We start from the raw sequence: 22,667 nt of genomic DNA, 5'->3' as shown, positions 1-22,667 counted from the left end.
TTAAACCATGTTAATGAAGCGTTTATTGTTATTAGTTATTATGTTTCTTGGGTATATGGTGCCTGCTCAAGACAATACTTTAACACAAAGCCTTGAAAAGTTTGTTGAACTAAAGGGTTTTGATGGTATTTCTATCAATCTTATAAGGTCCACGGAGAACAAGGCCGTAATTTCAGGTGAGAGTACGGATAAAGTGGCTATCGTGAACAATGACGGTATCCTAAAGATTAGGATGCAGTTAACCAAATTCTTTAGAGGATATAAAACTTTTGTGGATTTGTATTATACTGATGATATAATGGTGATTGATGTAAACGAAGATGCAAGAATTGTTTCTGAGGGAACAATTATTCAGGACATTCTAGAACTTAAGGCCCAAGAGGGCGGAGAGGTTAATGTATCCACCGAAGTTGAGCAGTTGTTGATTAAATCCGTTTCAGGAGGTATAGTAAAGGCTACGGGTACATCCAATCTTCAGGATGTTCAAATCAATACTGGTGGTGTTTATGAGGGTAAGTCCTTAAAGACAAAATTTTCAACCGTGAACGTCAATGCCGGTTCACGAGCTGAAATTTATGCCAGTGAGTATGTAAAGGCTGCTGTAAAGGCGGGGGGAGAGGTTTTGGTTTATGGTAATCCACCAAAACTGGAAGAGAAGACGGTTTTTGGGGGTAGCATAAAAAGAATGTAGTTTATAAATGTGGGAAGATATACATGCGGCAATACCATTAGGCTTTATATTGAGCTTTATGGTGGGTCCTGTGTTCTTTGTACTGTTAGAAACAAGTGCAATTAAAGGTTTTAGGGCAGCCCTTGTTTTTGATTTGGGTGTTATCCTGGCCGATGTTGTCTTTATTACCATAGCTTATTTTAGCAGTTATCAGTTACTTGAGAATCTGAGTAATCAACCGGGGCTATATGTTTTTGGTGGGGTTATTTTGTTAGTTTATGGTATTACTATCTTTTTTAAACAAGGTTCAGGGCGAACTTCGGATTTACCTATTAACGCCAAAACAAAGAGGAGTGATTATTTAAGTCTTTTTGTAAAGGGTTTTCTTTTGAATTTTATCAATATTGGGGTATTGGTATTTTGGCTAGGCGTTATTATTATAGTCGGTCCGAGTCTGGATAATGAGCCGAATAGAATCCGTGTTTTTTTTAGTACTATGCTTCTTGCTTATTTCGTCACGGATCTTTTTAAAATATTGTTGGCCAAACAGCTAAAAAAGAAACTTACTGGTAAACGCATTCGTTTAATTAAAAAGGGAATAGCTATTATATTAATAGTGTGTGGAGTTGTACTGATAATTAAGGGGTTTATACCTAAAGATAGATTCAACTTAGAGAAGCGTATTGAAAATATAGCGCAATAAAAAAGGACCATAAATTAGGTCCTTTTTTATTGGGTACTATCTAATGGATTACTTTTTGTACTTGGAATTTAACAATTCTATGATTTCATTGGTTATATCATAAGTATCTTTTCCGTAGAGTACACTACCGCCGTCACCTCCACCAAGGATGTAACTGTACCCATTATTTTTTCCATAAGATTCTATTTCTTTTTTTACTTTGGCAACGACACTATCCATTTCTGTTTGACCGGACAATTGTAGTTGTTGATCTTCCATCTGTAATTGTTGTCCCATTTGCTGCCCTCTTTGCTGAAATTGTGCGTATTCTTGTTGAGCCTTTGTTTGGGACATGCTTTGGGCCCTTGATTGAAATTCTGAAGCCTCTGCTTGAAATGCTTGAGATATACTGTCCCTTTTTTTAGCCAGTACTTCTGCTTTTTCTTTAAATTTTGTTTCAATATCAATTTTCTCTTGATATTCATTCATAAGTTTAACATTATCTACAAACGCAATTTTTTCTTGTTGGCAAGAGGCTAATATCAAAAGTGACAGGCCAAATATTATTTTTTTCATCTATGTTTATTTTAGTTTGCAAAAGTAGCAAAGCTTTTTATAAAAAGGACAAATATCAGCTTTCCCTTAATTTTATATTAACTATGTATTTAGTTTATGGTTTTTAAAATTTAAATAGACTTTAACTATTATAAAAAAGACTTTTATTTAATTTTTAAGAGACTTTCTAGGATAAGGAAAGGTATCTCCTATCTAGATTAATTATTATGTCTTAATTAGCTTTATATTGATTATTGGGTCTTTTTTAATATATAAATTAGTGAGGAGTATTCTTTTGTGTATAGTGCCTTAATGTTAGATATCAATCCTAACATAAAACCTTTTAAGTAATTGTTTTTACCTGATTTGTATTTTTCTGATAGTAGGGATACATAAAAGGAATCAAAGTACATAGGTTTGGTTTCAATGAGTTCCATGTTATGTTTACGTAATAAAGCGGGTATTGAGTTGCGTGAGAAGTGCCATAGATGTCTTGGAGTGTCATAAGCCGCCCAAAATTTTTGGTAATGTTGAGCGTCATAGGATTTGAAGTTAGGGACAGCTACTATTATGAAACTGTTTTTTTTAAGTAGTGAAGTAATTTTAATAAGTTGGTTTTCTAAATCAGGTAGATGTTCTAACACATGCCATAAAGTAATAACGTCATAGGCATCATATGTTATGGTATCAAAATCTTTATGAAGCGTAATGTTTTTCTTTTTTGCTTGATTCCTGGCATTGATATTTGGTTCAATACCTTCAGCTTTCCAAGAGTTTTGATTTATTGTTTTAACGAAATCTCCTGTACCGGCTCCAATATCTAATAGTTTTTTTTGAGTTGTGTTCAACGAATCTATTAACCTTAATTTCTTACTTAAACTATAATCTTTAACGTATTTATAAATTTTATCTATTATAGATTTACGCTGATCGTTATGGGATATATAGTAATCGCTCGAATAATATTTATCTAAATCCTTTGGTTGTGGATCAGTGATTAGCATATCCAATTCGGGATTGTATATTAAATCAAAAGATTCGTGGGTATTAAAATAATCTTTTGTTTTCAGGTACAATTTCATGGTTGGTTGTATTTTCCACAGATCGTTCCACGTGGAACAATTATTTTATCGACCAAGATGTACAAGTAATACACTAATATCACTTGGAGTTACACCACTAATTCTTGAGGCTTGGGAAATGGTAACAGGTTGTATTGCACTTAATTTTTCCCTTGCTTCAAAGGACAAGGATTTTAATATTTTATAGTCAAAACCATCTGGAATCCTTACAGCTTCGAGTCTATTAAGTTTGTCCGCATTTAGTTTTTCTTTTTCAATGTAACCTGAGTATTTTACTTGAACTTCTGCTTGTTCTAACACTTCTTGGTCTAATTGGTTTTCTTCGACATATTCAAGAACTGGATTTAATGTCATCATGTGATTCATAGTGACTTTGGGTCTTGAAAATAGTTTGAACATTTTATCAGATTGGCGAATAGGCGATGATTTTATAGTATCCAATATCGGATTCATATCTTCTGGTAGTACACTAGTTTGTTTAAAGAATTCTATAAACGCTTCTGATTTTTGCATTTTCTCCTCCATTCTTTTCATTCTATTCTCTTTTGCCAGACCTAATTTGTAACCTTTTGGGGTTAATCTTAAGTCCGCGTTGTCTTGTCTTAACAAGGTTCTATATTCTGCTCTGGACGTAAACATTCTATAGGGCTCTTCGGTTCCCTTTGTAATAAGGTCATCGATTAGAACTCCTATATAAGCTTCATCTCTTTTTAGTATAAAGGGGTCTTTCTCATTAATTTTTAAGTGTGCATTTATTCCCGCCATTAAACCTTGTGAAGCTGCTTCTTCGTATCCGGTAGTTCCGTTGATTTGTCCGGCAAAATAGAGATTATCTACGATTTTTGTTTCCAGAGTATGTTTTAATTGGGTTGGTGGAAAGTAATCGTATTCAATGGCATATCCTGGCCTAAAGAATTTTACTTTTTCAAAACCTTTTACAGAACGTAGAGCTTTGAACTGTACATCTTCTGGCAAGGAGGTTGAAAATCCGTTGACATATACTTCTACGGTATCCCAACCTTCTGGCTCAATGAACATCTGATGGGAGTCTTTATCTGCAAACCGATTTATTTTATCCTCAATAGATGGGCAATATCTCGGGCCAATACTTTTTATTCTACCGTTAAACATTGGTGATCTATCGAAACCCTCTCTAAGCAAATCATGAACCAAGGCGCTGGTGTGGGTCATGTGGCAGTCACGCTGTTTTGTTAAAATTGGTGTATTCAAATAGGAGAATTTTTCAGGGTTTTCGTCACCCGGCTGTACAATCATTTTCGAATAATCCAATGATCTTCCGTCTACACGCGGAGGTGTACCGGTTTTCATTCTTCCGCTTTCAAATCCTAATTGAACAAGTTGTTCTGTAATACCGGTAGCGGCTTTTTCTCCTGCCCTGCCACCACCAAATTGTTTTTCGCCTATATGAATTAATCCATTTAAAAAGGTACCATTTGTTAGGACTACTGATTTTGCTTTTATTTCGATACCTAAAGAGGTTTTTACACCTACCACTTTATTATCCTCTATCAAAAGACCGTTAACCATTTCCTGATAAAAGTCAACATTGGGAGTTCTTTCCAAAGCGAGCCTCCATTCCTCAGCAAAGCGCATTCTATCACTTTGAGCCCGAGGACTCCACATAGCAGGACCTTTCGATTTATTGAGCATTTTGAATTGAATGGCCGATTTATCGGTAATAATACCGCTGTAACCACCCAAGGCATCTATTTCCCTCACAATTTGTCCTTTGGCTATTCCGCCCATAGCGGGGTTGCAGGACATTTGTCCTATAGTTTGCAGATTCATGGTAACTAAAAGAGTTTTTGAACCCATGTTGGCGGCTGCGGCCGTTGCTTCGGCACCGGCATGTCCTCCACCCACTACAATAACATCATAAATTTCGTCAAACATAGCATCTAGTGTTCCACGTGGAACATTTTAATTTTTTCTTCTTCTTTTGAACGCATTTCTTTAATGTGTTCTTCCTTTTTGTCTTTGTAACCGGCCAAATGAAGGATACCATGGGACATTACCCTGAGCAGCTCGTTTTCGAAGGGAACATGATATAGGTCTCCATTCTCGCGAACACGATCCACGGAAATATAAATATCTCCGGAAATAATTTTACCTGCCGTATAATCAAAAGTTATAATATCGGTAAGCGTGTTGTGGTCTAAATATTGTTGGTTTAAATTCAACAAATAATTGTCGTCGCAAAAAATATAGTTAAGTTCGCCGGCTTGATATCCCTCGGATTTGCAAATTGATTGAATCCAGTCTATATATTTTTCAGGGTTTGAAAGCTTAAAATCCGTCTCAAAATTAAATTCAATCATTGTCCTTAAAGTACTCTTTAACCTTGTTTTGAAAATTTTGGCGCAAAGGTAAGGCTTGTCTATTTAAAATTTCTACCTCGTTCCGATAATTATCTAGTAATGAGGGTTTGGTGGTTATAGGATTTGTGAAGTCTTTTTTATTGCTATTACTTTCACGTTCTGATTTTTTTCCTTGCTTTAAAGCTGCGTTTTCCAACTTGAGTAATTCATATTGCACCGTGTTGGCTTTGCTTATAGTGTGTTGTGTTATTCCGTTTTCAAGAAGATCATTTTGAAAATCTTCCATCTGCCTAATGAGTTTTTCTCCTAATTTTCTATCTCCTTCATTAATCATATTTTCCAATTGCTGTTCCAACTCTTGCTTAATACGCTGTTGTTCTTGATAGATTTCATATATCTCCTGGAGTTCGGATTCTGTCATTCCACCACTACCCTGACCCGAATTTCCATTTCCGTTGGATTGTCCTTGGGAATCATTTTCTCCTTCTACAGAATGCTCGCCTTGAGCACCCTCACTTCCTTGATTACCTTGTTGTCCTTGCGAACCTTTTCCTCCTTTGTTGCCTTCACCCTGGCCCTTATTTCCTTCTTTTCCATTTTCTCCCTGTTGTTGATTACCTTTAGAACTGGATTGTCCTTGGCTTCCTTGTTGACCCATTTTTTCACCTAGGGACTGTTGTTGTTTTATGATGTCCGGTAGTTGAAATCCATTTTGGCTCTGGCCACTGCCCTGACCCATTTGCATGCTTTGCTGCATATTTTCTAAAACGTGGGCAAGAAAATCCGCAAGACTATTTGAAGCAGTCAACACATATTTTTGATAGGATACTCCTTGGTATATTTGACCTTCCGCAACGCTTTCCAAAGACTTATCTATGTTATAATACACCTCTGTAATTTGCTCGTTTACAAATTCTGAAAGTTCTGCTTGCCGAAGGGAAAGAGCAAACAAGCTATCGTCAACATGTTCGAAAAGACTGCGTAATTCTTTCTGATGTCTAACCGTTTCCGAATAATGGGAGATATCCTCCCGGTCTTGAACGCTAAGCTTATCATATAGACCTTCCTGCTTAAAGGAAAATATAATGAGGTTGTCCAAAATTTGTCGCAGCATTTCCGCATCTTCGGCCACCGAGGATTCTCCACCGCCACCGCTCATGGCAGATTTACCGAGCTCTTGACTCATTTCCTTCATTTTTTCAGCAGCTGACTTTTGATTTTGTTTGGCCTTATTGGCATTTTGCTCCTTGGCGTCCGTATCTAAACTTTGTTGGTTGCCTTGATGCTTTTTGACTTCCTCAAGAGCAGTATTCTGATTATCTTTTACCCCCGCTTCTTTTTCTTTGTCTATATTTAATTCTACCGGCTTTTTCAACTGGCCATTATCTTTTTGTAATTCCTCCAGTTCCTTCGCAATGTTTTCAAATGCCTTATTCAGCTCTTGCTGCTCTTTTTCTGTATAATCTTTTTTTATTTCTTGATTTGACAACTCATCTTGTCTTTCCGACAACTTTTCCAAGTCATTGGCCAATTGTGCCGCTTTTTCCGTGACATAATATCTTTTTGTAAGTTCAACAAGTTGCTCCAGATTTCTCTCTGAGTTTTGTTGCTTTTTGCCCAACTCCTCCAAACGCTGGGTTAATTCTTCCTTATTGATTTTATCCGCAATCTTGTTGAGTTCTTCCAAAAGCTTTTGGTTCTTTTTTGCCTCTATCTCTTGTCGCTCCAACCGTTCTTGCAGTAATTGGTTTAGCTTGTCGTCCTTCTCCCCTTTCTGCAAATTATTTTTAAGCTCCTTGCTAAACTTTTGCATCATTTCTTCCTGCTGCTCCTGCTTTTGAAGAAAGTCCTTAATCTGGTTTTTGTCATTAAAATCCAATCGGTCTTTTTCTTTTTGTAACGTATTGATTTCCTTCAAGGCATCTCTTTGGTCAACCGCTTTTTCAAGGGACTTATCCATACTATTAATTAAAGACTGTTGAGATTCTAACTCTTTGTTCCTTAGTTGATTACCATCTAAAATCATCTGATTGAAAACAGAACTTTTTACCGTTTTACCACCATGTATGGCATCATTATCGGTCACCTGGAAATAAAATGAATAATTTTTTCCTTCCTCTAATTGTAGACCGGATGGAAAAGTATAGTAGAACTGATGGAAACTATTATTTGGGCTGTTTAGTTCAAGGATTTTTTCCTCTTCTTCCTTCCCTTGTTCATAATAGACCAAATCTATTTTTTTAAGTCCATAGTCATCTGTTGCTTCTCCAGAATAATAAGAAACATTGGGCTCCAAAGAATCCAACACCTGCTGTACTTTTATGGTAGGATAGGCGTCCTTCACAACCTGAAAGGAATAGCTCAAGGTTTCATAATCCCGAATATTGGTGTTTGAGGTGGCCAACTGGTACACCCAGTTGGAATAGATTCGTTTAGAGAGCTTAAAATCATCACCTCGGTTTTCAAAAAACAGCGAAGTATCTTTTGCAATTAGCCTTATTTGTTCCGTATCCTGCCCCTTTATTTCCCAAGTAACCTTTGTGCCTTCAGGAAGTACGGCGTTACCGGTACTTTTAATGATTTCCGGGGTTTTATTAATGTATTTTGGGTATTCCAGGAGAAGATTGAAATCCGATATTGCGGGTGCCTTTAAAGCTTCAAGGGTAAAGTCCCTGGATATAACGTCGTTTCCTTTAAAGCTAAAAGTAGCGGAATTTATTGGTGGTGAAAGGGTATATTGAAAGATTCCGTTTTCTTCCTGTAATAGAATTTCCTTTCCTTCTAAAAGCAAATAAACGTTTTCTGGCCTTATTTCGCCTTCCGTTGCCACTTGAAATGTAAAGGGCTCACTTTCAATAACCTGAAGATGAGGGGATAACAGTTCAAATTTGAATGGGGCGGGGGGTTCATAGGCAAGGTTGTAATTGACCACACGTGTGTAGCTTCCAAAAAAAGAATTCCAATTACCTGATGCCCATAACAACCCAATGATGACTATGGGGAACAATGCATATTTTAAATATTTAAGGGGTTCTTTGGTGTTGATGGCCCGTTTAAAGGGAATGGTTTTAAGTTGTTCCGAACGCTGTTCGATACTGGCCAATAATAATTCCGATTTTTCAGGATTATCCACGAGGTCCAATAAATTATATAACTTATCCCCCACTTCCGGAAAGTGCTTACCAATCATTACCGAGGCATCTTTGGCTGAGATTCCCCTTCTGATTTTAAACAGATAAAATAAGGGAATGAAAATATATTTATAGAGCAAAAACCCTTCAACCAGCAGAAAGGATAAAAACAAGATCAATCTTCCCGTGGAATTTAACCAAAGCGCAAACTCTATACCTAGAACGGCCAGAAAGAAAAGCAGGCCAAGTGTAATAAAAAGAATAAGCCCTTTAATTAGTTTTTGGGTATAATACGACTTTATAAAGCCGTTGAGTTTGTTTAATATTTGGTCGCAGAACTTCAAATGCAATGTATTTTTATACCAAGATATAAGGTTTTCAATTTTTAGCTTAGAAATATTTGTTAAAAGGCACTAAATCTGTGACTTAAACCTATTGAATGGAAATACCAAGACCACAGATGAAAATTAATACCTAAAACGGCAATGTGAGTTTTTACTCCAACATCCCTTTTTATACCTTTGCGACATGACACAAAAAGTACGGGTAAGATTTGCGCCTAGTCCTACTGGGCCTTTACATATTGGTGGTGTACGGACCGCTCTCTTCAATTATTTGTTTGCCAAGAAACATGGCGGGGATTTCATATTGCGCATAGAGGATACGGACCAAAACAGGTTTGTAGAGGGAGCAGAGCAATATATAGTGGAGGCCTTACATTGGTGCGGTATTCCATTTGATGAAGGACCAGCTTCCCCAACTTCAAAGGGGAACACTTTGGGCAAACATGGCCCATATAGGCAGAGTGAACGAAAGCATCTATATAAAAAGTTTGCGGAAGACCTCATTGAAAAGGGCAAGGCCTATTATGCTTTTGATACTGCCGAAAAATTGGATTTTCATAGAAAAGACCACGAGGCAAAGGGAAAGACATTTATCTATAATTGGCATAATCGCCTAAAACTGGACAATTCGTTGTCACTTATGCCGGAAGAAGTAAAGAAACGGTTGGAATCGGGTGAAGATTATGTCATAAGGTTTTTAACCCCACCGGATGAAAAACTTCAACTTAAGGACATTATCCGTGGAGATATTGAAATAGACACCAATATATTGGACGACAAGGTGCTCTTTAAGAGTGATGGCATGCCCACCTATCACTTGGCCAATATTGTGGATGACCACTTGATGGAGATTTCCCATGTTATTCGTGGGGAAGAATGGCTGCCCTCATTGGCTTTGCATCAACAATTGTATGACGCCTTTGGATGGGAAGCCCCCCAATTTGCCCACCTGCCTTTAATCATGAAACCGGTTGGAAAAGGAAAGTTGAGTAAACGCGATGGAGAAAAGGGAGGATTTCCGGTATTTCCATTGTCGTGGAACGAGTCTGTGGGATACCGCGAAGCAGGATATTTTCCAGAAGCTGTGGTCAACTTTTTGGCCTTGTTGGGCTGGAACCCAGGAACGGAACAGGAACTTTTCAGTTTGGTGGAATTGGTAGAAAGTTTTTCTTTAGAAAGGGTAAACAAGTCTGGAGCTAGATTTGACCCAGATAAAACCAAATGGTATAATCAGCAATATATGCATCAAAAAAGCGATGCGGTATTGGCCGAATCTTATCTAGGTTTTCTATCCGAAAAAAATATTGAAGCACCATCTATGGAATACGTGGAACAAGTGGTTTCCCTTATAAAGGACCGCGCCACATTTGTTTCTGATTTTTGGGAGCTGAGCGATTATTTTTTTGTTGCCCCTGCCGACTACAATGAAAAGGCGGTTAAAAAACAGTGGAAAGATGATACCGGGCAAATTATGAGAGCGTTGTTGGACGTGTTGGATACTATTAAAGATTTCTCCTCGGAAAACGTGGAAACGGTAGTAAAAGCCTGGATTGCCGAAAAAGAATTGTCTTTCGGCAAAGTGATGCCCCCGTTACGTCTCGTTTTGGTCGGTGATATGAAAGGACCTCACATTTTTGACATTATAGCCTTGATTGGTAAGGAAGAAAGTTTGGAACGTATTAATAAGGCAATAACCGAATTGGCGAAGACCTAGCGCTATTTCTTTAAAACCTCTCGAACAACTTTTAAATCTCCATCCACTTCTTTTGGAACATTCAAACCTAATATTTCACAGATGAGCGGGTATATGTGGATGTTTTTAAAGGAGTTGATGTCGTAATTGCTTTTAAAGCTTGGTCCATTGGCATAAAAAATACCGTGCATTTCTTTATGTTTTGGGTCATAACCATGAACCCCGAACGGAGTCTTTGATTTTGAAATGATGGTTTCGATTTTGTCCTGGGGGGCAAAATAATAGCCAAAATCCGGGATTATCTGTATTTGTCCCCAGTCTGGATTTATAGCTACATACTCAAAACCAGGGGTTTCTGAGGTTTTATGGACCTTATAGTGGTTTTCCTCTTGCCTAAGGGAATCCATAACCCGCGCCTCATCCTGTTTATTTTTCAAATGAATATTAAGGAGGGCGCCATTATCTACAAGTCGGTAGAGTGAATCATTTTTTATGGTATCTACGGGCAAGTAGTGCTCCTTGGGAACCTCAGCCATTCCATGATCGGAAACTATAATAATATCAACAGGAAGCCCCGTAGCTTTTACTCCTTGGAACAGGGATTCCAGGTTTTTGTCCAACTTTATTAGGGTGCTTTTCAGTTCGATATCGGCATTTGGCCCATAACGATGTCCGGTATCGTCTATATCCGAAAAATACATCGTAATTAAATGGGGTCTTTTCTTTTCCGGTAAAGCAAGCCATTTTAAGGCCTGTGATACTCTTTCCTCATTTTTGACTGACTCGTCATACTTTTTGTAATACGTAGGCCAAGAACCCAAAACATTGGCCTCAGAGCCCACAAAAAAGTAGCTTGCCGTGACCATTCCGGACTTCCCTGCCTGTATCCATAGGGGTGTGCCCCCATAGAAAGTACCATCTTCCACGAGTTCCCGTCTGTTGATACGGTAGATTTCGTCTTTCGTATGGCTATAAAAGCTATTGCCGATGATACCGTGTTTATCGGGATACATGCCGGTTGCAATAGTATAATGGTTTGGAAAGGTTTTGGAAGGAAATGACGGAATTAAGGATTCCGCATTCACCCCGTTTTTGATAAAGTCGGTTAAGAAGGGAGGTTTGAAACGCGCCACATAGTCCCACCTAAAACCATCTAAGGAAATCAGTATCACATATGGCTTTTCTTGGGCCTCCTTGGAGTTTATTTTGGCGGTATAGATGACACCGGAACTGCTTTTACAGCCGGAAAAAGCCAGTAAAAAAACAAAAAGCAACAGAAAAAAGACCGATTTTCTTTTAATCATTTTAGCTAAATTAATGCAATAGGCCCCTAAAGTAGAGTATAAAACACATGGCGGCAATCATAAAATTAAGTTTTACCAAGAAATAACATGGAGACTTAAAAAGGCAATGGAAAAGAAATACGATTTAGGCTATTTTATAATAAACATTGACTAGGGTGACAAGGCCGATAAGCAATATGAGTACTAGAGAAATTCTTTTAAACTTATCTTGTTGGATGTAATTGAGAATGCGTTTGCCCAAATAGGTGCCCAAAAAGCCAATTACCAATAAGAAGGGCAAATAAATCAGGTGTTCTTTATGTATATATCCGTTGTTGAAGTAGACAAATGTTCTGGTAAAATCAATAAAGAAGTCGATAAATGCAGAGGTAGCGATAAAAACACTTTTTTCAAGATTGAAGGCCGCCATGGTAAGGCCTCGAATGGCACCTCCCGTGCCCAGCAGTCCGGCGGAGAACCCGGATAACACCCCGCCGGTTATGGCATTCTTTTTATTTGGATCGATAACCAAGTCCTTTTTTATAAGGAACAGCAAACTCAGACAAACCAAAAACAAGGCAAGAGCTATTTCCAAAAAGAAGCTATCCATAACCTTGGTTAAAAAACCACCAACAACAACAAATATAACGGACGGTATACCGATGTTCATCAACAGTTTTTTGTCCAGCCCCTTTTTAAAGAGCATGATTTTACTCACATTACTAAATAGATGAAAAAGGGCGGTAAGACCTAGAACAAAATGAAAATCAAAGAAAAAATTCCCAATAGGAACAAAAAACACAGAAGACCCAAAACCTCCAACGGTACCCACTATTTCCGCCACCAAGGCTAGTAGTAAGAAAAGATAGTTGAGCTTGTTCATGGCGTTGGAATCAGGAGGTCCCTAAAGCTACCAATTTACTCAAATATATTTATGGGAACCGTCGCAAGAAGGCATTTTTTGGGAATGGCCACAGACACAATCATGTATGCCTTTCCCTGCCATGATACGAGACCTGTGTTTTTCTATTCTTGAAACCCTCGTGGCCGACTGTTTTGCTCCAGAAATAAAAAGCAGATATCCCTTCTGTCTTCCGGGCGTTAGATTCTTAAAGGCAAACTCGAAGTCAGCATCTTTTTGGAAAGCCCGCTCCAATTCCTCTGGAAATCCCATTTCATTGGGTTGACGATATTCAACTTTCAACCCCGATTTTTCAATTTCAATAGCCTCGAACACATAGGCCTTAATTATAGGTTTTAACCGCATGATTTCGCTCATATTGGTAAAGGGGACGATTCTTGCGGATTGGGTGTTCTCCCCCTGTTGTTTTAGAATGCCTTCGGCATCCTTTAAAAGTACGCCCTTGAAAAAGCTAAGACAACAAAAATCTTTGAAAGAGCCAATAATTAGTATGTTTTTACCTTTGAAAGTATAACAAGGTTGTCGCCATTTTAGAGTTTCTTCCAATCCACAATCAAGTAATAAGTTCCTGATATGGGTAATTTCCCTAGACCAACTTTTTTGTTTTGAGATATATTTATCTACGCGAGCACCCATAGGTTCAGTATTAGAGAATTAAGGCACAAGATATAAAAAGAGAAAATGCTAATTTGCCTAAATGCTTTTTCAGCTCCAACACTTATAGCAGAAGTAATTTGGGCAATACAAAACAGTGTTGTTTTATTAACACTACCGACTCTCAAAACGAATATAACAGTTGCTTTTATTATCGGGAAGGGATGTTATTCAACAAGTGAAGATGCCAATTCTCTGTACAGTTTCCATTGACCATCCACTTTCTTCAAAAGGACCAAAAAGGAATCTCCCATTTCATGAACGGTTCCGTTTTCGTCCGTATAGTACGTTCTACTTACTCCAAAATCGTAGGCCATGGTGTCAGAGAGGATTACGGTCTCTTTTGGGGTCATGATGATGCTATCATACCGAAACTTATTACCATGTTGTTCCCTAAGTTTTCTGTAGGCTATCCAGTCTTCGCTTCCTGGGCCAATCGAAACAAGGTCTTTGGTCACAAAGTTTCCTAGGTCTCCATACCGCTTCTCTCTTACCGTTTTTTCAAATGAATCCCTCATGGCTTCAATTTTTTCCAATTCAGCCGCAACATCCATAGTGCGTACTTCTTGTTTAGGCTCAGCGTCATTTGTTGCTTTTTCTTTTTCATTACAGGAAATCCACAAGACTCCAATACATAGGGCTAAAGCTTTATTCATAGCATAGATTTATTGAGTATTTAATCGTTAGTATAATGACTTTAGTTACATTCTTTCCTCAAGGAATTGTTCATTTGTATAATCTTCCAAACACCTTTTTTTCTTTCCCAAATTCTAGCGCTGGTTTCCCTGGCGGTATCCCCAACGCTCTTCCTCAGATAAATTTGGCTAACATAATCGTATCCCAAATCAGTGGCAAGCAAACGTTGCTCTGTTATGGTACCAATCACCTCCTTTTGTGGTAGATGAGGACAAAACATTTTTAATTGATCGTAAGTTATGGTCCGGTTTGGACCTCCAAACTGAGCTTCGGACATGATAATATTCTCGTCCAAATGGCTTAAAATTTCATCGCAATTCGCATTTCCATCCATATAGATTTTTTGATAGTTTTTTGCGACCTGCTCAAATTCATCTTGTTGATTTTTGGTAAAGGAATCGTTATTGCTACTCGAGGCAAAAAGAATGATACATAGGGGTATTATATACTTCATTTTATTGTGTTTTTCCGTTTTTCCAGACTTGCTCTAAGGTTCTTAGATTTGACAGGTCATTTAATGGATTCTTATTGAGAAGAAGAAAAGTTGCCTGGCTTCCTACCCTTATTTCCCCGATGGGCAAGTTAAATGCCTTTGCCGCATTTCCTGTAGTGGTTCTAAGCACTTCAAGGTTTGAGAACCCTGCTTTTTTGTATAATTCCAATTCCAAAAAATAATCCGCTCCAAAATCCATCTGGCCCTCTTGCGCATCGGTTCCAGCTACAATAGGAATATCATACTCCTGATATTTCCTAATGATTTCTGCCCTCTCCTCGGCGTTCAGTACATTTTCAGACACCCATTCTATGATAAAGGGTGGTAAACCGTCCATTGGCTTAAGTGAAATCCCGCCAGTTGGAACAATGAAAGCATCACTTTTTTCAATTTCCTTAAAATAACCTTCTGGAACCGGATATTCATCCTTGTAATCCAACATATGAACAAAGCCGTCTGGTTTGTATTTAGCAATTTCCACCATTTCATCAATACTGGTCGCATGAATGACTACCTTATAACCCCTCTGATGACTATATTCGATGAGTTCACCTATCTGATTATAATTTAAGGACGGAGGTGTAGGCTCTTCCATAAAACCTCGGGTGACATGAATGAGCTTTATATAGTCCGCACCGTTTGCAATGCGATGGTCTACCCAGTCTTCTATATTTGTTGAATCATTGATAGTTTCCATATTTGGGCTGAACTGGGTAGGATGCCCCCCAGGAACCGTAGCCGCATGGCCGGAACCATATAGAACGGAATACCCAAGGGAGTCTTTGGCTAATTCTTTCCAGTCTTTTTCACGGTCCTCTTGCCCTGTGTGCATATTTAACAAGTATAGAATTCCCAGGGGATAGCCGGTCTTGAGATGTTCCTCTGAAGAAGCATGGACATGGGCATTCACTAAGCCCGGAATGATATATTTTCCCGTTCCATCGATTACCGAATCCCCCTCAATATCTCCTAAAGCGATTAGGGCAATAGTATCGGCATTTATGGCCAGATTTACCCGGCCATGATCTTTTTCCCCATCGAAAAGCCCGATGTTTTCAATGACCAAATCATATTTTTTTGGACTTGAACAAGATATGGTGATTAAAAAGAGAATTATGTTGAATATAACCCTATTCATATAAAAGTGTTTTGTTTTCTATTTTACCTCAAAAACCTTAAGCATATTTTTGGAAGAAGCCTCGGGCACTTCAGAAATCAGGGCATAGTTCCCGGGTTCCAATGTCGCCGTAAAATACCCGGTTTTTCCGGCCGGCATATCGTTTACGCCCCCTAAAAAGGTAAATCCCTCAGGAACCGGATCTATGAGACCATCAAGATTCAGCCAATTCATCCAAGTTTCAAGCTTTTTTATGTCTGCGCCGTTGGCTATTTTTACCAAATTTACATCGTGCCCTTGAAAATGCTCATGTTTCTTTTGGTCCAGATAGTGTACCGAAAAGGTGAATGCTCCAGCACCTGTGGGAGACTCAAATGAAATACCGGTTTCGCCTGAAACCGAAACGCTTATATCGGCATTGGGCTTCGATAATGGGGAAACCTCATCGGATACCACCAGCACCTTATACATTCCCATGTTGGTGTGGAACATACCGTTCGGCATTTTTACGTAACATTCCATGATATAATACCCTGGAGCTAAATTCATAGTGGTTTGTGCGGTATGTCCTCCGGATATCAATCCAACCCCGCCGGGCCAAACGGTACCGCCATACCATTCGGGTATTTTGCCAAAGGCGGCAAAGGCCTCTTCATTTTTTCCTTCATATAAAAGGGTAATCCCTTCTCCAAAAGGAGGCAATAGCTCATTTTCAAAATCTTCAACGGTTATACTGTCAATAGGGTCATCTATAAGTATAAAATGGGGCTGCGGGGATTCATTGTGATATTTCCAAGTGACCCATCCGGAAGGGATGGTGTCGGGAGCCTGAAACTCCATGTTTTCTGTAACGATATCGATGACGGAAATTATCTCCTTTTTTTCAGGTGTTTCTTCAACAGGTTTTTTCTTTTCTTCTTTACAGGCTTGCAACGATATGAGAACCAAGGCAAATGCCATTAGCACCAGCTTACTGTTCTGTATTTTAATTTGATTTTTCATGTGTTTTAGTTTTTAGTTGGTATTGACCGAATCAATTATTATGCAGTGTTTCAAAAGCTATCTTCCAAGAATCGTCCGGCTGCCTACGCCATGCAATAATGTAAGTTCCCACACTTTTGGTGGTATCCCTAGTTTGCTTGTTAATGAAGATTTCATTAAAGCTATTGTAGGAAATGGCCATGTCCTCTGAGGTTATGATGGTCGGCTCTCCCCGGTCTAGCAATTTAACTTCGTACTTTTCATAGATTCCTTTCCAGTTCTGTCTGAGTGAATCAGTTCTGTTCACATTTATAGGGGTATCCGGATAAATAAAGGTATAAGGGTCTTCATAAAAATTTATCCAGTCATAATCAAATCTAGAGTAAACGGCGTATAGACTGTCCACCTGCTTTTTTATAAGGGCGTTAAGTTCTGCATCTGAGGTTTTCTTAACCGAAGCTTGCTCGGGCTGTTTTTCATTACAACTGCCCGTAATAGAAGGGATAAGGATTAAAGCGAATAAAGTTTTGGAGAAGTAATTTGATTTCATGAGGTATAAGGGTTGGTTTTGATTTATGCACTTGAAAATTATCGCTTACAGAAAATACAAAACAGGGGCGTTTTTAGGTAAAATAACTGTATCGACAGTATAAGTTAATGTATAAACAGCAGATAAAGAAGCCCTTGTAAAATAATAATAATTGGTATTTTTTGGTCATAAGCTTAATTTTTACGTTAGTGAACAGAAATTCATGCCTTCCATCATTTGAAGAGATTTGTAACAAATAGAAGATAAATACGACCTATAAGAACCTACAATTTTGTACATTCAATCATTAACTTAAAACAACGATTATGGGAAATTTCATCTTAATACCAATTGTAATTATTTTGGGACTCTTGTTATTGTCCTTTGTGTTCATCGTAAAGCAACAAACCGCTGCTATCATAGAAACCTTTGGTAGGTTCAGTAGTATAAGACAATCTGGCTTACAGTTTAAAATACCTTTTGTTCAACGAATAGCCGGAAGGTTAAGCTTAAAGATCCAACAATTGGACGTAATAATAGAGACCAAAACTTTAGACGATGTTTTTGTAAGGCTCAAAGTATCTGTCCAATACCGCGTTATTCGGGAAAAAGTGTATGATGCCTTTTACAAGTTGGATTATCCGCATGAACAGATTACTTCCTATGTATTTGATGTGGTTCGTGCCGAAGTGCCCAAAATGAAATTGGACGATGTCTTTGTAAAAAAGGATGATATTGCCCTTGCCGTTAAAGCAGAACTGAACGACGCCATGTTAGACTACGGTTTTGATATCATTAAAACTTTGGTAACTGATATTGACCCAGATGCCCAGGTAAAAGCGGCTATGAACCGTATCAACGCCTCGGAGAGAGAAAAAATAGCGGCCCAGTTCGAAGGTGATGCGGCACGTATTCTTATTGTGGAAAAAGCCAAGGCCGAAGCGGAGAGCAAGCGTTTGCAAGGTCAGGGTATCGCAGATCAGCGCCGTGAGATTGCCCGAGGTTTGGAAGAATCCGTCGAGGTATTGAATAAGGTAGGAATCAATTCTCAGGAGGCTTCCGCCTTGATCGTCGTGACCCAACACTATGATACCTTACAAAGTATAGGGGAGGAAACCAATACCAATTTGATTCTATTGCCAAACTCTCCACAGGCAGGCAGTGATATGTTGAACAATATGGTGGCTTCCTTTACGGCCAGTAATATGATTGGAGAACAAATGAAGAAAACTAACGGGAAAAAGTCCGAAGATAAAAAATAGAGTTGTTGTTGCAAAACTGAAAAAGAGCCCCAAACAAATTGTTTGGGGCTCTTTTATATCTTGTTAAAAAGCAAAAGCTTTAATTCTTCTGCTGAATCTTTGCCCAAGAATCTCGAAGCCCCACGGTTTTGTTGAAAACAAGATTTTCGTCTGATGAATCCTTGTCTACGCAGAAATACCCCATACGTTGAAATTGAAAGCGGTCCTCTGCCTTGGAATCCTTTAAACTCGGTTCCACGAACCCAGTAATTACTTCTAAAGAATTAGGGTTTACAAAATCCATGAAATCTTTATCCTTTTGTGTGTCCGGGCTCTCGTGGGTAAAAAGTCTATCGTATAAGCGAATTTCTGCAGGTACCGCATGTTTTATGGAAACCCAGTGCAAAGTCCCCTTTACCCTGCGCAAACTCTCAAGGGTTCCACTACCACTCTTACTTTTGGGGTCATAGGTACATTGAACCTCTATAATATTCCCATCGGTATCTTTTGAGCAGCTTTCCGCTTTAATGATATACCCATTCTTTAATCGCACTTCACCCCCTAATTTTAGACGGAAGAACTTTTTATTTGCCTCTTCCTTAAAATCCTCTTTCTCTATATATAATTCCTTGGAAAAAGGCACTTCTCTAGACCCTAAGGATTCATCTTCCGGACTGTTTTCAGCTTCAAGCCATTCTTCCTGACCTTCGGGATAATTGGTAATCACAACCTTTAGCGGGTTCAGAACACCCATAACCCTTGGTGTGGTTTTGTTGAGGTCCTCACGTACGTGAAACTCCAATAGGGAAACATCGATTAGGTTGTCTCTTTTAGCAATTCCGATAGTATCCGCAAAATTCCGAATGGATTCCGGGGTATACCCCCTTCTTCGCATCCCTGAAATGGTGGGCATTCTTGGGTCGTCCCACCCATTGACGATTTTTTGTTCAACCAGTTGTGCTAATTTACGCTTGCTCACAACGGTATGGCTCAGATTCCTACGGGCAAACTCACGCTGTTTAGGCCTTAATTTCTTAGGGTCGTACACTTGATCTAAAAACCAATCATACAATTCTCGGTGAGGTAGGAATTCCAGCGTACAAAGAGAATGGGAAACTTGTTCTATATAATCACTTTCCCCATGTGTCCAATCATACATAGGGTAAATACACCAATTGGTATTTGTTCTGTGGTGCGCTCTATGTAGCACCCGATACATTATAGGGTCCCGCATTAACATGTTGGTATGGGCCATATCTATTTTTGCCCTAAGTACATGGGCACCTTCATCAAATTCGCCTTTTTTCATTCCTTCAAAAAGGGATAAATTTTCCTCAACGGACCGGTCTCTATAAGGACTATTCACGCCAGGCTCCGTTGGAGTTCCCTTTTGGTCTGCCATAGCTTCCGAAGATTGGCTATCCACATAGGCTTTACCATCTTTGATCAACTGAACGGCCCAATCATATAATTGTTGGAAATAATCGGAAGCATACCGTTCGGTATCCCACTGAAAACCCAACCAAGAAATATCTTTTTTGATGGCATCTACAAATTCCTGCTCCTCTTTTGCCGGGTTGGTGTCGTCAAACCTCAGATTAACAGGGGATTTGTAACGCAGCCCTAAACCAAAATTCAGACAAATTGAGCTGGCATGTCCTATGTGCAGATAGCCATTGGGCTCGGGTGGGAACCTAAAACGTAAGTCACTCTTTGAGTAACCATTTTCAAGATCTTTCTCAATAATTTGTTCAATAAAATTCAAAGACTTAGTTGTCTCGCTCATGTCATGATTTTTCAAGCTACAAAAGTAGCAAAATTGCTTTATAACATAGGATTAAAATAGGTTCACCTTGTACAAAATGCGTTTCACAACAATTTTGATTCGGCCCACAACAATAAATTCCCTAAGCACGTTATTAGTTTCATATTTGTTTTGAGTACCAAAGGTTTAAGGTGAATGACCTACAATATCACTATCATTTGGGGCGCAAAACACACATCACTATGAAAAACAATTACAAATCTTACTACTTGACCGCCATAATTGTGCTTTTAGGCTTCCTACGGCTTTCTGCACAGGCCATTGTTATCAATGCGCCGGAACCTGTGGACAATCCAAATTTGGGGGGGGACTCTCCTTGGCCATACATATGTGCGGGTAGCAGCGGCTTCAATGAATATTTTGTAAATATTACTTGGGCAGGAACTGCAAATGCAGGAAATCAATTTATCCTAGAGCTTTCAGATGCCAACGGCAGTTTTTCCTCACCAACGGAATTGGCTACCATATCGGATAAAAATACTATAAACGACTTTGACGTAAGCTTTTCCGTCCCTGACGACACACGGGGCCTTGGCTACAAGATGCGCGTAAGGAGTACGGATCCCGTAAAGCTTGGAACGGAATCCCCTGCCTACAACATGTATTACATGGATATTACCAACAACCTGAACATTAGTGAACTTGGAGATGGGGTGCCACCAGGAAGCGTTTGTGCTACGGGACCCATTACATTACAAGTGGATAATATTCCCAACCCAGAAACCTATCAGTATATTTGGTTTAGGAGCGGTACGCTCTTAAATGGCGAAACTGGGCATACCCTGAACGTGACCCAAAGCGGCATGTACAATGCTTATATAGATTATGGTCCTAATTGTACGGGTTCGGGAAATACGGATTCCAATATTGTGGATGTAACCATAGGCGGCACCGGTACAGGTATTGCCATTAATCCGCCGAGCCAGACCATTCTTTGTCCCACGGATAGTGAAATACTGTCCATAGATCAAACAGACCCATCATGGAGCTACCAATGGTATAAGAACGATGTTGCCATCGCAGGGGCGATTGGTACCACGTTTACGGTTGATGGGGGAGTAGTTGGTTTTGAAGGTGATTATGCCGTTGAAATTTCCGCTACGGGAATATGTACGGAGCGTTCGGCGCCAATAACTATGAGCAACCCCGGTTCTTTTACGGTAACCAGGGACAATCCAGCCAATATTGTAGTCCTTCCATCACAACCCCAAACCTTGTCCGTAAGTACGGATGCCAGTTCCCCAACTTATAAATGGTATAAGAACGGGGCAGAGATTGCAGGGGAAACAAGTAACACCTTAAGTGTAACAGAAGTTGGTAGTTATTATGCTCAAATAACCGAGACGGGTGGATCCTGTGGAAGTTCAAGTAAAAATTCTGAAACTACAGTGGTAGTTACCCCAGCTTCTTTCGAAGTAATTCTAGATTATGCGGATAATTATACTTCCTGTGTTTCCACAAGTACGGTGCTGCAAGTAGAGAGCATTAATGCGGTTGCTTCGGACGGAACCAAAACAGATGTAACCACCAACCTAATCAATTCCTTTGCCTATCAATGGCAAAAGGATGGGGCTGATATTGCAGGCCAAACAGGAAACTCCATTAGCCTTGCTTCCAATATGGAGAACGGAAATTACCGTTTAAATGCAAATATTGATTCGTACAACGCCACTTCCAATGTAATGTCCGTACAATTATTGACCGGAGATACAGTTACAATTAATAGTACCGGTACGGTCTATTGTAGTTCCAGTGACATGGTTACATTAAGTTCATCATTGGATTTGTCCACCGAAACCTATGAGTGGCAATTGGATGGTAATACAATAAGTTCCTCTGATATGGATTTGAATGTTAGCGCCACAGGAACATACCGATTGGTTTTGAACAGGGACGGGTGTCAACTGATTTCCAATGAGATTGTCATTTCTCCATTGGATGAAAACCTAATTACTCTTGAACCATCCGGAAATCTTGTGATTCCTGAAGGAACGACGAGAACCATTAGTGCTTTGGGAGGAACTGCATACCGATGGATGGATGCCAACAATATAGAGATAAGTTCTTCCGATAGTGCTTCTATTACAGAGCCTGGAACCTATACGCTAATTGCCAGCATTGATAATTGTGATATCGTGAAGCAATTTGAGGTTTCTATATTGGATACGTTCAAAGTACCGAATGTCATTACCGTAAACGGGGATGGAATCAATGACCAATGGATAATACCCAATTCATATTCCAATAGGACGGATATAAATGTAATTATTTACAATGGACAGGGTGAAGAAGTGCTTAACGAGTTCGAATATAAAAATAATTGGCCTCAGACCTCAACTGCTTTTACCAAGCAAAACATGGTGTTCTATTATAAGATCCGCAACGCCAAAGAGGTGCTGAAACAAGGCACGATCACCGTAATACGCTAAA

The 22,667-nt window shown here is 39.1% G+C and carries 19 protein-coding genes; 5 read left to right on the top strand and 14 right to left on the bottom strand.

Going from position 1 to position 22,667, the window contains the following annotated elements; genetic code table 11:
• Nucleotides 1–13 precede the first annotated feature (13 nt).
• Nucleotides 14–691 carry a head GIN domain-containing protein gene (locus tag CJ263_RS08355; protein WP_094996849.1) on the top strand — a complete coding sequence of 226 codons (678 nt, stop codon included), beginning with the start codon at nt 14–16 and terminating at the stop codon, nt 689–691.
• A gap of 7 nt (nt 692–698) precedes the next feature.
• A complete protein-coding gene (locus tag CJ263_RS08350) occupies nt 699–1,373 on the top strand; it encodes a LysE family translocator (protein ID WP_094996848.1) in 675 nt (224 codons plus the stop codon).
• 48 nt (nt 1,374–1,421) lie between these two features.
• On the opposite strand, the gene CJ263_RS08345 is transcribed toward CJ263_RS08350, so the two are convergent.
• The 5 genes from CJ263_RS08345 to CJ263_RS08325 all read right to left on the bottom strand — a co-directional run bounded on the left by CJ263_RS08345 (nt 1,422) and on the right by CJ263_RS08325 (nt 8,803).
• A complete protein-coding gene (locus tag CJ263_RS08345) occupies nt 1,422–1,928 on the bottom strand; it encodes an OmpH family outer membrane protein (protein ID WP_094996847.1) in 507 nt (168 codons plus the stop codon).
• Nucleotides 1,929–2,158: 230 nt separating this feature from the next.
• Nucleotides 2,159–2,989 carry a class I SAM-dependent methyltransferase gene (locus tag CJ263_RS08340; RefSeq protein ID WP_094996846.1) on the bottom strand — a complete coding sequence of 277 codons (831 nt, stop codon included), beginning with the start codon at nt 2,987–2,989 and terminating at the stop codon, nt 2,159–2,161.
• A 45-nt stretch (nt 2,990–3,034) separates the two neighbouring features.
• Nucleotides 3,035–4,903 carry a tRNA uridine-5-carboxymethylaminomethyl(34) synthesis enzyme MnmG gene (mnmG, locus tag CJ263_RS08335; RefSeq protein WP_094996845.1) on the bottom strand — a complete coding sequence of 623 codons (1,869 nt, stop codon included), beginning with the start codon at nt 4,901–4,903 and terminating at the stop codon, nt 3,035–3,037.
• Between the two features lie 5 nt (nt 4,904–4,908).
• Complete coding sequence (ybeY, locus tag CJ263_RS08330; RefSeq protein WP_094996844.1) at nt 4,909–5,328, bottom strand: rRNA maturation RNase YbeY; 420 nt, start codon at nt 5,326–5,328, stop codon at nt 4,909–4,911.
• Nucleotides 5,321–8,803, bottom strand: coding sequence for a DUF4175 family protein (locus tag CJ263_RS08325; RefSeq protein ID WP_094999168.1), 3,483 nt, complete (start codon nt 8,801–8,803; stop codon nt 5,321–5,323). Before CJ263_RS08325 ends, ybeY begins: the two co-directional genes overlap by 8 nt.
• Nucleotides 8,804–8,987: 184 nt before the next feature.
• On the opposite strand from CJ263_RS08325, the gene gltX reads away from it, so the two are divergent.
• Complete coding sequence (gltX, locus tag CJ263_RS08320) at nt 8,988–10,517, top strand: glutamate--tRNA ligase (protein WP_094996843.1); 1,530 nt, start codon at nt 8,988–8,990, stop codon at nt 10,515–10,517.
• A gap of 2 nt (nt 10,518–10,519) precedes the next feature.
• Here the strand turns inward: gltX and CJ263_RS08315 are convergent, their stop codons facing one another.
• The 8 genes from CJ263_RS08315 to CJ263_RS08280 form a co-directional block, all read right to left on the bottom strand.
• Entirely contained in the window at nt 10,520–11,800 is a 1,281-nt protein-coding gene (locus CJ263_RS08315; RefSeq protein WP_094996842.1) for an alkaline phosphatase family protein, read from the bottom strand.
• Between the two features lie 124 nt (nt 11,801–11,924).
• Nucleotides 11,925–12,662 (bottom strand): sulfite exporter TauE/SafE family protein, encoded by a 738-nt coding sequence (locus CJ263_RS08310; RefSeq protein WP_094996841.1) that lies wholly within the window; start codon nt 12,660–12,662, stop codon nt 11,925–11,927.
• A gap of 39 nt (nt 12,663–12,701) precedes the next feature.
• A complete protein-coding gene (locus tag CJ263_RS08305; protein ID WP_094996840.1) occupies nt 12,702–13,337 on the bottom strand; it encodes a DUF1801 domain-containing protein in 636 nt (211 codons plus the stop codon).
• Between the two features lie 185 nt (nt 13,338–13,522).
• Nucleotides 13,523–14,011 (bottom strand): DUF4440 domain-containing protein, encoded by a 489-nt coding sequence (locus tag CJ263_RS08300; protein WP_094996839.1) that lies wholly within the window; start codon nt 14,009–14,011, stop codon nt 13,523–13,525.
• A 41-nt stretch (nt 14,012–14,052) separates the two neighbouring features.
• The gene (locus tag CJ263_RS08295; protein WP_094996838.1) at nt 14,053–14,505 is read right to left on the bottom strand and encodes a hypothetical protein; all 453 of its coding nucleotides are present in this window, start codon (nt 14,503–14,505) and stop codon (nt 14,053–14,055) included.
• Nucleotide 14,506: 1 nt separating this feature from the next.
• Nucleotides 14,507–15,682 (bottom strand): amidohydrolase family protein, encoded by a 1,176-nt coding sequence (locus CJ263_RS08290; RefSeq protein WP_094996837.1) that lies wholly within the window; start codon nt 15,680–15,682, stop codon nt 14,507–14,509.
• A gap of 18 nt (nt 15,683–15,700) precedes the next feature.
• Nucleotides 15,701–16,663, bottom strand: a complete 963-nt coding sequence (locus CJ263_RS08285) for a cupredoxin domain-containing protein (RefSeq protein WP_094996836.1) — start codon at nt 16,661–16,663, stop codon at nt 15,701–15,703.
• Nucleotides 16,664–16,694: 31 nt separating this feature from the next.
• Complete coding sequence (locus CJ263_RS08280) at nt 16,695–17,192, bottom strand: YybH family protein (RefSeq protein ID WP_094996835.1); 498 nt, start codon at nt 17,190–17,192, stop codon at nt 16,695–16,697.
• Between the two features lie 305 nt (nt 17,193–17,497).
• On the opposite strand from CJ263_RS08280, the gene CJ263_RS08275 reads away from it, so the two are divergent.
• A complete protein-coding gene (locus CJ263_RS08275) occupies nt 17,498–18,433 on the top strand; it encodes an SPFH domain-containing protein (RefSeq protein WP_094996834.1) in 936 nt (311 codons plus the stop codon).
• 79 nt (nt 18,434–18,512) lie between these two features.
• Here CJ263_RS08275 and CJ263_RS08270 read toward each other — a convergent pair whose 3' ends face one another.
• Complete coding sequence (locus tag CJ263_RS08270; RefSeq protein ID WP_094996833.1) at nt 18,513–20,198, bottom strand: glutamine--tRNA ligase/YqeY domain fusion protein; 1,686 nt, start codon at nt 20,196–20,198, stop codon at nt 18,513–18,515.
• Between the two features lie 221 nt (nt 20,199–20,419).
• On the opposite strand from CJ263_RS08270, the gene CJ263_RS08265 reads away from it, so the two are divergent.
• On the top strand, nt 20,420–22,666 hold the full coding sequence (locus CJ263_RS08265; protein ID WP_094996832.1) for a T9SS type B sorting domain-containing protein: 2,247 nt from the start codon (nt 20,420–20,422) through the stop codon (nt 22,664–22,666).
• The last annotated feature ends 1 nt before the right edge of the window (nt 22,667 follow it).

The sequence above is a fragment of the Maribacter cobaltidurans genome, assembly GCF_002269385.1.
Taxonomy (GTDB): domain Bacteria; phylum Bacteroidota; class Bacteroidia; order Flavobacteriales; family Flavobacteriaceae; genus Maribacter; species Maribacter cobaltidurans.
The sequence above is the reverse complement of the archived record's forward strand: the minus strand, read 5'-3'. Positions and strand labels throughout refer to the sequence as shown.

Coding starts and splice junctions, on each gene's coding strand:
- CJ263_RS08355 (WP_094996849.1), top strand. CDS start 14: ATGAAGCGTTTATTGTTATTAGTTATTATGTTTCTTGGGTATATGGTG.
- CJ263_RS08350 (WP_094996848.1), top strand. CDS start 699: ATGTGGGAAGATATACATGCGGCAATACCATTAGGCTTTATATTGAGC.
- CJ263_RS08345 (WP_094996847.1), bottom strand. CDS start 1,928: ATGAAAAAAATAATATTTGGCCTGTCACTTTTGATATTAGCCTCTTGC.
- CJ263_RS08340 (WP_094996846.1), bottom strand. CDS start 2,989: ATGAAATTGTACCTGAAAACAAAAGATTATTTTAATACCCACGAATCT.
- mnmG (WP_094996845.1), bottom strand. CDS start 4,903: ATGTTTGACGAAATTTATGATGTTATTGTAGTGGGTGGAGGACATGCC.
- ybeY (WP_094996844.1), bottom strand. CDS start 5,328: ATGATTGAATTTAATTTTGAGACGGATTTTAAGCTTTCAAACCCTGAA.
- gltX (WP_094996843.1), top strand. CDS start 8,988: ATGACACAAAAAGTACGGGTAAGATTTGCGCCTAGTCCTACTGGGCCT.
- CJ263_RS08315 (WP_094996842.1), bottom strand. CDS start 11,800: ATGATTAAAAGAAAATCGGTCTTTTTTCTGTTGCTTTTTGTTTTTTTA.
- CJ263_RS08310 (WP_094996841.1), bottom strand. CDS start 12,662: ATGAACAAGCTCAACTATCTTTTCTTACTACTAGCCTTGGTGGCGGAA.
- CJ263_RS08305 (WP_094996840.1), bottom strand. CDS start 13,337: ATGGGTGCTCGCGTAGATAAATATATCTCAAAACAAAAAAGTTGGTCT.
- CJ263_RS08300 (WP_094996839.1), bottom strand. CDS start 14,011: ATGAATAAAGCTTTAGCCCTATGTATTGGAGTCTTGTGGATTTCCTGT.
- CJ263_RS08295 (WP_094996838.1), bottom strand. CDS start 14,505: ATGAAGTATATAATACCCCTATGTATCATTCTTTTTGCCTCGAGTAGC.
- CJ263_RS08290 (WP_094996837.1), bottom strand. CDS start 15,682: ATGAATAGGGTTATATTCAACATAATTCTCTTTTTAATCACCATATCT.
- CJ263_RS08285 (WP_094996836.1), bottom strand. CDS start 16,663: ATGAAAAATCAAATTAAAATACAGAACAGTAAGCTGGTGCTAATGGCA.
- CJ263_RS08280 (WP_094996835.1), bottom strand. CDS start 17,192: ATGAAATCAAATTACTTCTCCAAAACTTTATTCGCTTTAATCCTTATC.
- CJ263_RS08275 (WP_094996834.1), top strand. CDS start 17,498: ATGGGAAATTTCATCTTAATACCAATTGTAATTATTTTGGGACTCTTG.
- CJ263_RS08270 (WP_094996833.1), bottom strand. CDS start 20,198: ATGAGCGAGACAACTAAGTCTTTGAATTTTATTGAACAAATTATTGAG.
- CJ263_RS08265 (WP_094996832.1), top strand. CDS start 20,420: ATGAAAAACAATTACAAATCTTACTACTTGACCGCCATAATTGTGCTT.